Annotated in this window: 8 protein-coding genes; 5 read left to right on the top strand and 3 right to left on the bottom strand. The window is 47.0% G+C overall.

Annotation, left to right across the window (positions count from 1 at the left end; all coding sequences use genetic code 11):
- The first annotated feature begins 52 nt into the window (after nucleotides 1-52).
- Nucleotides 53-3574 carry a TraB/GumN family protein gene (locus tag V7Q13_RS05360; RefSeq protein WP_333799648.1) on the top strand — a complete coding sequence of 1174 codons (3522 nt, stop codon included), beginning with the start codon at nucleotides 53-55 and terminating at the stop codon, nucleotides 3572-3574.
- 17 nt (nucleotides 3575-3591) lie between these two features.
- Entirely contained in the window at nucleotides 3592-4830 is a 1239-nt protein-coding gene (locus V7Q13_RS05355) for an aspartate aminotransferase family protein (protein WP_333799647.1), read from the top strand.
- Here V7Q13_RS05355 and V7Q13_RS05350 read toward each other — a convergent pair.
- Nucleotides 4827-5696, bottom strand: a complete 870-nt coding sequence (locus tag V7Q13_RS05350; RefSeq protein ID WP_333799646.1) for a hypothetical protein — start codon at nucleotides 5694-5696, stop codon at nucleotides 4827-4829. The two genes, V7Q13_RS05355 and V7Q13_RS05350, sit on opposite strands and share 4 nt — an antisense overlap.
- Before the next feature lie 365 nt (nucleotides 5697-6061).
- Between V7Q13_RS05350 and V7Q13_RS05345 the strand changes: the two genes are divergently transcribed.
- A complete protein-coding gene (locus V7Q13_RS05345; protein WP_333799645.1) occupies nucleotides 6062-7915 on the top strand; it encodes a 2-oxoacid:acceptor oxidoreductase subunit alpha in 1854 nt (617 codons plus the stop codon).
- An 80-nt stretch (nucleotides 7916-7995) separates the two neighbouring features.
- Here V7Q13_RS05345 and V7Q13_RS05340 read toward each other — a convergent pair whose 3' ends face one another.
- Nucleotides 7996-8469 carry an OsmC family protein gene (locus tag V7Q13_RS05340; RefSeq protein ID WP_333799644.1) on the bottom strand — a complete coding sequence of 158 codons (474 nt, stop codon included), beginning with the start codon at nucleotides 8467-8469 and terminating at the stop codon, nucleotides 7996-7998.
- 201 nt (nucleotides 8470-8670) lie between these two features.
- Between V7Q13_RS05340 and V7Q13_RS05335 the strand changes: the two genes are divergently transcribed.
- Nucleotides 8671-9534: an SPFH domain-containing protein gene (locus tag V7Q13_RS05335; RefSeq protein ID WP_333799643.1), complete on the top strand. Its 864-nt coding sequence runs from the start codon at nucleotides 8671-8673 to the stop codon at nucleotides 9532-9534.
- A 201-nt stretch (nucleotides 9535-9735) separates the two neighbouring features.
- On the top strand, nucleotides 9736-9930 hold the full coding sequence (locus tag V7Q13_RS05330) for a hypothetical protein (protein WP_333799642.1): 195 nt from the start codon (nucleotides 9736-9738) through the stop codon (nucleotides 9928-9930).
- A 150-nt stretch (nucleotides 9931-10080) separates the two neighbouring features.
- Here V7Q13_RS05330 and V7Q13_RS05325 read toward each other — a convergent pair whose 3' ends face one another.
- Nucleotides 10081-12318 carry an FUSC family protein gene (locus V7Q13_RS05325; RefSeq protein WP_333799641.1) on the bottom strand — a complete coding sequence of 746 codons (2238 nt, stop codon included), beginning with the start codon at nucleotides 12316-12318 and terminating at the stop codon, nucleotides 10081-10083.
- Between the last annotated feature and the right edge of the window lie 101 nt (nucleotides 12319-12419).

Here is a 12419-nt window from a genome sequence, read left to right as displayed (position 1 = left end):
TATTTGCCTACAACTTCGTCAAACGTTTAAGCAATTTCAATAGCTATTGGTTATGAATTCAGGTAATCTTTTTGCCAAACACACACGGGTGGCTTTTTTGGTATACGCCGTTTTAGCTTTTACCCAACTGCCACTTTTTGCGCAGCAGCCCAGCACTTTTTTGTACCGTATTAGCGGCAACGGGTTGGCAAAGCCATCTTTCATCTGGGGTACCATTCATGTGGATGATCAGCAGGTGTTCAATTTTCCCGATTCATTGTACCGCTACCTGGAGCAAGCCGACGTATATGCCATGGAAGTGCATCCTGACAGTATTGTAGAAAAAGCACTGGACCACTATTTTACAAAAAAGCAACGCAAGCCAATTGCTGAAATGGTAGACGCTGCCGGTTTGCAACGCCTCAAAAAAAAGTACCAGTCGAAGCTGAGCAAGCCCTTGGAAAAAATGACAGTGGCCGAAGTGCTGATGGAGCAACAGGCAGCAAACAGCGGCAAACAGCAAGGCGGCAACATGGGCACTTTTATGGATATGTACCTGATGGTGGTGTCGAGGAGCATGGGCAAAAAAATCATAGGCCTGGAGCAGGTAGAAGATCAGCTGAACCTGTTGGACCAATTGGTTTCCGGTCAGGATCCGGAATACATTCTCAATGAATTTGCAGCGCCTAAAACCACACAGCAACTCATTAAATCTTACGTAGCCGGCGATTTGAATGCGGTGTTGAAAATGGTGAACACATTGCCTCCGGCAGTGGAAGTTCCCTTTTTATCGGCCCGCAATAAAATAATGCTGGAGCACCTTGTGCCTGCCATGCGGGAGGCGAGTGTTTTTACAGCAGTGGGTGTGGCACACTTGCCCGGCAATCTGGGGCTGCTCAAACTGTTGCAGCAGCAAGGCTACACGGTTACACCTGTTTTTGGCAAAAAAAACCTGCATGCATCCAAATACCAGCCGCCCACCGAAGGCTATGCCGCCAGTAACGATTGGTTTTTGCATCAGTCGCCCGAAGAGGGGTACACCGCCAGTTTTCCAGGCAAGCCTGTAACCAACGACCTGCAAAACACGGGCTTCAAAATGCACACGTATATTGATTGGGCCACCACTACTTATTACTACAGCATGCATGTGGCCGCACAGGTAGAAATAAACGATCAAAACCGGGATAGTATGCTTACCGCTACTGCCAATGCTTCCAGCAAAAACAGTAATGGTAAAAATGCGCCCATTTTGCGCAGCTTGGTATTTAAAAATATGGCTGCTAAAGAGGCCGTTTTTCCGAGCCGCGAAAACAGCACCATCCGTTTGCTGCTGGTAAGCCGGGCCGAAGATTTATACATGATGCTTGTAGCAGCCAAAGACACCAATAATTTGTTTAACACTGCCGCTGAAAGGTTCTTTCAATCGTTGACGGTATTGCCAAAGCAGGCATCTGCATCCAGCTGGTATCAGGATGATGAAGCACAGTTTAAAGTGCTGATACCGGGCAAGCCGCAAATCAATCCGCCAGGTATGCAGTCGGGCCAAGACGATGCCGATACGAAGGAAAAAACCATTTACAAAAGAGTAGATGGAACGGGCAATGAATTGATGATAAAAGTGATACACAGCACCAAAGGATATTTAGCCTCCGTGCAAAGCATGATGCAAAACGCCATGCTCGAAAGTGTAAAATCTATGTCGGACAAAGGAGCTATTCAAATTACAGACATACAATGGCTTGGCCGGAAAGTGCAGCGGGTAAGGGGCAACATGCCGGGTAATTTGCGGTATGAAATGCGCAACGTAATTCGCGGTGCCCGCTTATATTCTGTTTGGTATTTCGATAGTCAGAAAGCCTACAGCGAACCAAAGGCCGATAGCTTTTTTTCGAGCTTTACATTGTTGCCTTACCCCGAAGTACAGGTGAAAAATCAGCAAATGAAGGATATAACAATCGGCAGTTTTGGCGACTCGGCTACCTACGAAACCAACTATGCCGATGAAGCCGACAGCAGCATCCTGAAAGCATACAATCCGGCATTGGGTGTTTGGTTTACTGCTAAGCGAAAAGTGTTGTCGACTTTTGCCTGGGCTGCATCCGATTCATTGTTGCTCTCTGCCATGCTGCCTGCTGCAGCCAAAGCCAGCAACGCCAGCATTGTACAGCAACGCTATACTCACACCAACGGTATGCCTGCACTCACGGTGCTGGCAAAAGATACAGCTGCACAAATGTGGAGCCGCTATCAATTGATAAAAGCCGGCAACGAAATAGTTGAATTGAGCGTACAAACAGACAGCGTTGGTGTGCAGCATACATCGGTACCTGCGTGGTTTAATGCTTTTGCAATACGCAACAACACAGCTTATGTTGATGTAAGCAAAAGAACAGCCAAAACGGTGTTCGACTCGTTGCGTATTTGTAGCAATGAACAGTTTGAAAAATGGGTTAGTGATGTAGATGAATTGCCCTTTACAAAAGCTGATTTGCCACTGCTACTCAGCGAAGCCCGCATGCTATGGCCACGTGATACTGTCGGGTATCCATCGTTGGACGCACAGCTCTGGCAAATCATAGAAAAAGTATCCGACGCATCTCAACTCGACATGTTGAAAACTGCTTATCACAATGCCGATAGCAATTCATCTGCACAGGGTAAAATTGTATCTATGCTCATGAAAATGGATGATGCAAACGCATTGGCATTTGTGCAACAGGCTTTGCCACTCACCCGGCAGAAGGAAGTGTATCCCGGAGAAATTTTCGGTCGTTTTTACAACAACCTTGAGTTGGCAAAAAAACTGCTGCCCAACTGGTACCCGCTGCTGAGTGATACTACGTATGGGCCAGGCATTGTAAATACCTGCCTGCTACTGGCTGATAGCAATATGGCGCCAACGCCGCCAGCAGATATGCCGCAAAAAGTAATGGCCTTGTCACAGCATTTTTTGGAGTTACTTAGTAGGCCAGATCATGAATATTATTCCTACATGGATGCCATGCCCCGATACCTGGCGAAGATGAAAACACCTGAAGCGGATGCTTTGCTGTTCGACTTTACCATGAAACCTGTGGAGGAAGATTATTTACGTTTGGAAGCACTGGAGCAGCTTGCAGGCAATGGGGTTTTTCCGGCACAATCTATACAGTCGCTGGCAAAGGTTCCATGGCTTAGTTACTCGGTGTATGGCCTGTTGAAAAAGCATGACCGCTTGGCCGACCTGCCCGCTGAGTTGGCTACGCAGGCAGCTATTGGAGCTGCTTATTTATATGAATTAGCCGACGAAGATTTCGAAGATCCTTCCATTGAACTGGCAGCTGAAAAAGAGTTGCTGTTTATGGGCAAAAAGTATCGGTTTTTTGTATACAAATTCGTGGTTGCATATGATGATGAAAAAGAAGAGCTTTTTGCAGTGGCAGGCCCATTTGACATCGACAGAAAGAAGCTGGATATCGTTCTTCCAGAATTGTATGTGACTCAAATTTCGGAAGAGACTTTTCAGAAAAAACAGCTTGACAAATGGCTCACCCAATACCTGAAGGAAATTGAACAACAGCAAGCTGAAGTAGATGCTCCCAAAGAAGAAGAGTAAATTCGTCCGGTATTACCATGAACAATCGTCAGCTTTTTTTACAACACGTGGCGCAAACATCGCCGGCACCCATTGGTTTGGAAATTGTAAAAGCCGAAGGCATTTACATGTGGGATGTAGCCGGACAGCGCTATGTTGATGCCATCAGTGGCTTTAGTGTGATGAACATTGGGCATGGGCATCCGGCAGTAAAAGCGGCCATCAATAAGCAGGTGGAAGATTACATGCACTTGCTGGTGTATGGCGAAATCATCGAATCGCCACAGGTGCAGTATGCCAAACGCCTCAGTAGTTTGCTGCCTGCATCGCTAGACTGTGTGTATTTTACCAATAGCGGTGCCGAAGCTGTAGAAGGTGCCATGAAGCTGGCCAAAAGGGTGACGGGCCGTACACAAATCATTGCTTTCAACAATGCCTACCATGGCAGCACACAAGGAGCTCTCAGCATTATGGGTGGCGAGTATTGGCGCAATGCCTACCGGCCCTTGTTGCCCGATGTGTGGCATGTAGATTTTAATACAGCCGAAGCGTTGGAAAGCATCACCGAAAAAACAGCCTGTGTAGTGGCAGAAGTAGTACAGGCAGAAGCTGGCGCCAAACCTGCTCAACAATCATGGCTTACCGCCCTGCGCCAACGCTGTACAGATACGGGTACATTATTAGTGTTTGATGAAATACAAACGGGCTTTGGCCGTACTGGTTCACTCTGGGCATTTGAGCAATATGGTGTGGTACCTGATATTTTATTGTTGGGTAAGGCACTTGGTGGTGGGCTGCCGTTGGGTGCATTCATTGCATCGCATGCACACATGCAGCAGTTGACCTACAATCCGGTGCTGGGGCATATCAGCACTTTTGCGGGGCATCCGGTGTGTTGTGCCGCCGGCCATGCTGCCCTTGAGGAGCTAATCAAGTTTGCAAATATCAATTTGCAATTTGCAGGGCATTCTTCCTTGCAAACTGCAAACTGCATACTGGAAACTGTCATCGAAAAGGAACTGCAGTTTCGCAGCCAATTACATCATCCCGCTATCAAAGCCATTCACGGCCGAGGATTGTTGCTGGCTGTTGAGTTTGAATCGGCCGAATTGTGCCAGCGCATTTGCCATGCTGCTGTAAAAGCAGGTGTGGTAACCGATTGGTTTTTGTTTGCCCCTAATTGTTTGCGCATAGCGCCACCGCTCATTATTACACTTGCTCAAGTAGCACAGGTTTCCGAATTACTCATGCAAGTTGTTCAATCACAACTTGATTAATTGAGTTTGTATACTATCAAGCTAAAAGGACTGCTATTGACAGCACCGCCACGTAAAGTGTACAGCCTTATTTTACCATTAAGTATGCGAATACTAGTACCATAACTTGTCAAATCATCTGAAGAAGAAACATACAAGGCAGTAGCTTCTATAATATAATTATTTAGATTTATGTTTTGACCCGAAATGGTAATTTCATTTAAGCCACTTGCCAAGTTTTTTACTACTGATACATTGCCCGTACTACTTACCACCAGGCCCAAAGCATCTATTGATGCTATAGCTATGGGAACCACATTAGCAGTACCCGTGGCATTCGTGGTTACTTTACCTGCTACGTTCAAATTTCCAAATACACTGGCATCGCCGGTCATTTCTGTTACATCCTCTGCCCACAGCCTTATGCGACGGTTGTCAGGATTGGTGCCGCCTCCAATAATATCAAGAGTATTTGCTGTAAATAAAGCATACCCAATTCGCCCGGCATTGGCTTCTTTGCCTGCTAATCCGTTGCCTAAAAAAATGCCACTATTACCACCTTGGCCATTGCTCAGAATGCTCTGGTTTATATTCAGATTAGATACAAAAGCGGTAGCCCATCTATAATTTATGGTGCCTAAATCATAGGCGTTGGTCGATAGTGGTTCAAAATCCGCATTCGTGTAAATGCTTCCAGCAGCAGAAGTAGCAAAATAATTCCCCAATGTTCCTAAATACATGAAACCCTCTTTGGCTCTTATTCTCCCTTCCACATCCAATTTAAAACCAGGAGTGGCTGTGCCAATGCCTACATTTTGGCCATTGGTTACAGTTGCAAAAAATATAAATCCAGTTACAACACAACAAGTAAGCAGTCTTATTCGCATAATACAATATTTAAGGGTAAAAGATAGTAAGACGCTGGCAATATTGAAGTGCAGATACTGGGACCTTAGAAAAACTACTAGCCATATCGCCGGACTGCGGGTATTGGTGTAAGTGTTTTAATACGCTTCAGGTGGTTATCTAAATGGAATACCTGCATGTTGGGAATTCTACAATAAGTGACAGCAGGAACTTTTCTATTATGCCCCTTTGCGCTACTGCAAATGCGATGAATTTGTCTTTGGTATTCCATGTCGTGCTTTGGATTTTTTTCAAGGAGCGGGAGCCTTAAAACCCTGACTTTTCTAATGTTTTTGATAGAGGTTGCTCCCTTACATTTGTGACCATTCAATTTTGCTTTCCAATTATGAGTACAAGCCCCAAAGAGACTACCTTATTACAGGATGTAGTCATCAAGTTTGCCGGCGATAGCGGCGATGGCATGCAATTGACCGGCAGCCAGTTTACCAACAACACGGCATTGCTGGGTATCGATCTGGCCACGTTTCCCGATTTTCCGGCAGAAATTCGTGCCCCGCAGGGTACACTGGCGGGTGTGTCGGGTTTTCAGTTGCGCTTTAGCAGCAACCCCGTATTTACCCCCGGCGATTTGTGCGATGTACTCGTAGCCATGAACGCAGCCGCCCTCAAAGCCAATCTCAAGCAAATAAAAAAAGGCGCCAAAATCATCGCCAATACCGATGGGTTTGATGCCAAAAACCTGCGACTGGCTGGCTATCCCGAAGGCGTAAATCCTTTGGAAGACGGCAGCCTCGAAGGATATGAAGTCACCAAAATTGATGTCACCAAACTTACCCGTGAAGCCACCAAAGACTTTACCATGGGTACCAAAGAGAAAGACCGTGCCAAAAACATGTTTGTGCTCGGCTACCTCTACTGGATGTTCGACCGTGGTATGGATAGTACTGTCAGCTTTTTGCAGGAAAAGTTTGGTAAGAAAGATGAAATCCTGAACAGCAATATCAAAGTGTTGCAAGCAGGGTACAACTATGGCGATACCACCGAAACCTTTACCACCCGTTTTAAAGTGGAAAAGGCGAAAATGGAACCTGGTGTGTACCGCAGCATTATGGGCAATCAGGCACTCTCTTATGGTTTAATTGCTGCTGCCGAAAAAAGTGGTTTACCCCTGTTTTTGGGTAGTTACCCCATTACACCGGCCAGCGATATTTTGCATGAACTGAGCAAGTACAAAAACTTTGGTGTACGCACTTTTCAGGCCGAAGATGAAATTGCAGCGATTGCGACAGCGATAGGCGCTTCTTACGGAGGCAGCCTCGGCATTACCACAACGAGTGGCCCCGGCATGGCACTCAAAACAGAAGCCATGGGCCTGGCCATGATGATGGAAATTCCCTTGGTGATTGTGAACATACAGCGGGGTGGCCCCAGCACTGGTTTGCCTACCAAAACCGAGCAGAGCGACTTGCTGCAGGCTTACTACGGCCGTAATGGTGAAGCACCGATGCCGGTGATTAGCGCCAGCACTCCGGCCGATTGTTTTGAAGTAGCCATGGAAGCCTGCCGCATTGCCGTGCAGCATATGACGCCCATTATTTTGCTGAGCGACGGCTACATTGCCAATGGCGCCGAGCCGTGGAAGTTTCCCAATGCCGACGATCTGCCTGCCATTGAGGTGAAATTTAAAACACAACTCGCCGAAGGCGAAGAAAAATACCAACCATACCGCCGCGATGAAAAGCTGGCTCGTCCTTGGGCTGTACCTGGCACGCCGGGCCTGGAGCACCGCATTGGAGGTTTGGAAAAACAACACATTACCGGCAACGTAAGCTATGAAGCAGACAACCATGAATTCATGGTGAAACTGCGTCAGGAAAAAGTAGACAAGCTGGCGGAATTTTTGCCATTGCAAAAGCTGGATAGCGGTGTAGAAAAAGGTAAGGTTTTGGTACTGGGTTGGGGTAGTACTTACGGTGCTATCAAAACAGCTGTCAGCGATTTGCTGGCTGAAGGTCATGCAGTGGCCCATGCGCATTTGCGTTATGTGCGTCCTTTCCCCAAAAACCTGGGCGATATTTTGAAGAACTACGACACCGTACTGATTCCAGAAATCAACAACGGTCAGCTCATCAAAATCATCCGCGACCAATATTTGGTGGATGCCAAGGGCTACAACAAAATCAAGGGCAATCCTATTACCCGCACCGAGCTGGTAGAGGAAATCCGCAAGTATTTGTAATAGCATCTTTCAATAGCATACTCAACAAAGCCCGCTGTACACAGCGGGCTTTTTATTGGCATCATCCATCAGAAAAATGATCAGGATTGCAGTTCGGACACTTCGCTTTCGAGTGCCGTTTGTACCAGTACTTCCGGCTCAAATACAATGGTTGATTTGATGGAGTTGCTGATGAGGCAGGCGGCTTCACTTTTGTGCAGCACTTTCATGGCTTTTTCTACATCAGCTTCGCTGGCTACGTGTACAATTGGGCGCAGCACTACTTCACTCATCATAAACTTTTTGTCTACTATTTCCAACTTGCCCTTAGCATGGCTTTCAAAGTGGGAAAAGTCCAGTTTGAAATTTTCGGCCACGGCCAAAAAAGTAGTCATAAGGCAACTGTTGACAGCCGCTACAAACAAATGCTCGGGGCTCCAGATGCCCGGCATGCCTTTGGCAAACTCTGGCGGTGTAGCTACTTCAATAGATTGGTCGAGTACAGAAGATCGGGCGGTGCCTTTGCGGTCGGCTTCCCAGCGGATACAGGTATCGTAATAATGAACGTGTTCCATGTGGCAGATTTTTAGAAAGCTAAAGGTGAGAAAACAATCCTTGCCGCAAGGTGCCAAAGGTTACGTTGAGGAATGATGTTGGTTGGTTTTTGTCCATTTGGGCGGTCTTTTCATTCGTGTAAGCTTTTTTACCATTCATCCGAAAAGGATATCCGGGACAGCGGGCATTTATATCTTTGTGATATCAAAATAATATCAATTATGGAAAAGATTATCACACCCCGTTCTGGCTGGTTTATGCTGTTTGTGTCGCTCTTGTTGTTGGCTGCAGCTATCGTTTGTTTTGTGCTGGGCGCCGATGAAAACCCTGCCTTGATAGGCATTGGTGTTGTAGTGGTGCTGGCATTCACTGTTGCCGTATCCGGCTTTATTGCCATTGAGCCCAACAGCAGCCGGGTACTGACCCTGTTTGGTAAATATGTGGGTACCGTGAGCAGCAATGGTTTCTTTTGGGTAAACCCTTTTTTCACCAAAAAGAAAATCAGCCTGCGGGCCAATAACCTCGATACCAAGCCCATTAAAGTAAACGACAAGCATGGTAACCCTATTATGATTGGTGCCGTAGTGGTATGGAAAGTAGAAAATGCCTACAAGGCTGCTTTTGAAGTAGACAACTATCAAAGTTTTGTAGAAACACAAAGCGAAGCGGCCATACGTAAGTTGGCTGGCGCCTACGCCTACGACAACTTTGAACACGATACCGAAGAAATTACGTTGCGCAGCAGCTCTACTGAGGTGAACGATATGCTGGAGCATGAAGTAACAGAACGCTTAGCCATTGCCGGCATACAGGTAATAGAAGCCCGCCTGAGCCACCTGGCCTACTCTACAGAAATTGCAGGAGCCATGCTACAGCGCCAGCAAGCAACGGCTATAGTAGCGGCCCGTGCCAAAATAGTAGAAGGGGCTGTGGGCATGGTAGAAATGGCATTGGAGCAATTGAGCAAAAAGGAAATAGTACAACTGGATGAAGAACGCAAAGCTGCTATGGTGAGCAACCTGATGGTGGTACTGTGTAGCGAACGAAGTGCTCAGCCCGTGGTAAATGCCGGAAGCCTGTACTAAGTGATTGGTTAATTAGTTGAATGGTGTTTGGTTAATAGGGTAACCGTATAATTGATTCAAGAAGGGAAAAGAGGGAGTGAGCATTACAACCAGTTTAATCATTAACGAATGTGTAAACGGTATAAAGACACATTTGCCAATTAGCTAATTAGCAAATTGGGATTTGCGCCTTTGTGGTTCAAAAGAACAATGCGTTGCATTATGGCAAAAGAATCGAAAAAGAATTTTGTATTGCGTTTAGACGCTGCTACTTATCAGCTGCTCGAACAATGGGCGGCTGATGAGTTTCGCAGCATTAACGGGCAGTTGGAATATTTGATCAATAAGGCGTTGAAAGATGCAGGGCGTATGAAAAATACTTCGCCGCCTGTTACTGAAAAAAAACCTGAGAAATAAAAAAGTGGTTCTTATGTACACCAATACGTGTAAGTGAAAAAGTTTGCAGTCGTCAGTTTGCAATTGGCAAGGCAGTTGTATCAATAATAAAAATCCGTGAAAATCCCCTTTTGTCCGAGGCAATCAGCGTCCCATACATCCGCGTCCTATCTATCTGCTTATTTTTCTACACACCCTGCGGATATCGCCGCTCAGTTGCAGCATCATGTCCAGCTGATCGAGTATGCTTTTGAGGGCTACTAATTTGCCTCTTGTATGCGTTTCCATTTCGCCCCGTTCCAACTCTTGACGCCGTTGCTCCAGTAGCTGATTTACCTCATGGCGTATCGCCACCTCTTCCATGCCGGTGGCAGCTCCTTCCTGTTGTTCGCCGTCTGCTTCGCCTAAGTAGCTGAGAGCCGTTTGCAGGCGGTTACTAATTTGACGGGTGATCGGCAAAAAATCATCGAGCCATTCTTTTTCCTGCAGTTCATGCAGCTCATTGTAGAGTGCTGCCATGTGCGAAGCCAGTGTGTGATTGCTCACCAGCAACTGCTGCCAGTAAGGAGCATGCTGCTGCATGGCTTTGGGCTCATTGGTCATGCGTTGAAACGCATCGCTGAAATTAGCCAGCGAAACATACAGTTGCTTGCGATGCAATTTGTACTCACTAATGTGCAGTTGTTTCCCATCAAATGCCGTGCTGATGTAATCGAACCAACGTTTGTTATCATGAATGGTTTGGCGGGTGAGAGCACCTATCTGCAGCTTCTCCCATACAGGCGGAATCAGCAGCGTAAATACAAATGCGATAGCAGAACCAATCACAGTGTCAATGAGCCGGTCTTTGAGCAGCAATGTGAAGTTGCCGGGATTGAGCAACTGCATGGCCAGTACAATAAATACGGTCAACGTTAATACACTGATGAAGTATTTGTGCCGCCAAAAGCTGAACGACAAAATCATGAAGACCAACATGCAGCCGAGCAAAATGCCCGTGTGAGTGGTGCTGTACAAAATGCCGGCGCCAATGGCCACGCCAATAAATGTACCCAGCAAGCGGTCGATGTTTCGCTGGCGGGTGATGGCGTAAGCGGGTTTTAAAATCACCACAATGGTGAGCACCACCCAATAGGCATGGCCAATGGGCAACATTTGCGCCAGCCAGTAACCGGCCAGCATGGCCGTCATCATGCGAATGGAATACCGGAAAATATTGCTTCGCCAGCTCAGGTTGTTGAGTACCTGCCGTCCACTGAAATAACTGGGTACAATAAACCGCTGGTATTCTACTTTTCTACTCAGGTCTATGCCCTTATGGTAGGTGCTGTATTGCTGCAGCAATGCCAGCTTGTGATACACATCTTCCAAGGCATCCAATGCATGTCGCAGGGTAATGAATGCTTCAATTAAATCGGCATCGAGTATCTCGTGGCGGGATGCTTCAAACAACTGATTGAGCTCTTGAATAGCAGTGGCGGTATCGGGCACCGGCGGATAAGCATTGCCTTCGGCAAAAGCCTGCCCGGTTTGGTTGAGCTCCGTGGCCATGCGCTGCAGCAAGGCATGCATGCGGGGCAACAATGGATGTGTTTGCAAATGCGTTTGCATCAAACGGTAGTTGGGCTGCGAAGCCATCACACTATCAAACAGATCCACCAGATCCAGAAAGGCCAGCAGCAACACTTTACTGGTATGTGTACTTTCTTTAATAATGCTGCGGGTTTTAAACATAATCTCCCGCACATTTTGCTGCGCTGCATTGATGTGTACCTGAGCTTCGGTGAGTTCCTGATAGAGTGCATCGTAATTGGGCTGGGGCAGGTAGAAACGAGCTTTCAACTCCAGGTATACGGCTGTTTGCTGCATGCACTGGCCCAGCACTTGCTGTACCAGTTTGTAGGGCCGTAAGCGGTAGAGCAAAAGACTGAGCAGTAAATACATAAGGGCACCGGCAAGCGTCACCAATGCCAGCTCGTTGTACGAATGCACCACCCGGGTTTCATCTACCAGCAATGTAAGAATGACCAGACTGGCGGTACCAATTTGAGCGGCTCTGTTGCCATACACAGTGATGATGGCAAATGCAAAACCAGCTACTGCAATAAACAAACCCAATGCCCACGGGTGATGCATGAGCTGACCGGTGATGAGGGTAATGCCCACCACCGAAAGTGATACTGCTACAATACCATTGATGCGGTGATGAATGGGCCCGGGAAAATCGGTGATGCCTGCTGCCAATGCGCCAATGGCGGCTGCAATGCCCCAGCTATTGTGCCGGAAGTAAATGCCCAGCAACACGGGTAGCATAATGCCCACAGTAAGCCGCATGCCTTCGTAGAAATAAAACGAATGCATGAAACGGCGGTACTGCTGCCATTGTGTGGGAAGATTGAACAGTGTCATCTGCGGCAAAGGTGAATGAAATGCGGCAGATGTGTGAATGATGATAGAAGTACTACTGCTGATGGGCTGCGGGATATGAAAGGGAAGCCTCGACTAAGTCG

Source organism: Phnomibacter sp. (genome assembly GCF_036803085.1).
In the GTDB taxonomy this organism is placed as follows: domain Bacteria; phylum Bacteroidota; class Bacteroidia; order Chitinophagales; family Chitinophagaceae; genus Phnomibacter.
The sequence above is the reverse complement of the archived record's forward strand: the minus strand, read 5'-3'. Positions and strand labels throughout refer to the sequence as shown.

Bases quoted from the DNA above. Each gene is read 5' to 3' on its own strand.
- V7Q13_RS05340 (WP_333799644.1), bottom strand. From the start codon at position 8,469: ATGGAACACGTTCATTATTACGATACCTGTATCCGCTGGGAAGCCGAC.
- V7Q13_RS05335 (WP_333799643.1), top strand. From the start codon at position 8,671: ATGGAAAAGATTATCACACCCCGTTCTGGCTGGTTTATGCTGTTTGTG.
- V7Q13_RS05350 (WP_333799646.1), bottom strand. From the start codon at position 5,696: ATGCGAATAAGACTGCTTACTTGTTGTGTTGTAACTGGATTTATATTT.
- V7Q13_RS05355 (WP_333799647.1), top strand. From the start codon at position 3,592: ATGAACAATCGTCAGCTTTTTTTACAACACGTGGCGCAAACATCGCCG.
- V7Q13_RS05325 (WP_333799641.1), bottom strand. From the start codon at position 12,318: ATGACACTGTTCAATCTTCCCACACAATGGCAGCAGTACCGCCGTTTC.
- V7Q13_RS05330 (WP_333799642.1), top strand. From the start codon at position 9,736: ATGGCAAAAGAATCGAAAAAGAATTTTGTATTGCGTTTAGACGCTGCT.
- V7Q13_RS05345 (WP_333799645.1), top strand. From the start codon at position 6,062: ATGAGTACAAGCCCCAAAGAGACTACCTTATTACAGGATGTAGTCATC.
- V7Q13_RS05360 (WP_333799648.1), top strand. From the start codon at position 53: ATGAATTCAGGTAATCTTTTTGCCAAACACACACGGGTGGCTTTTTTG.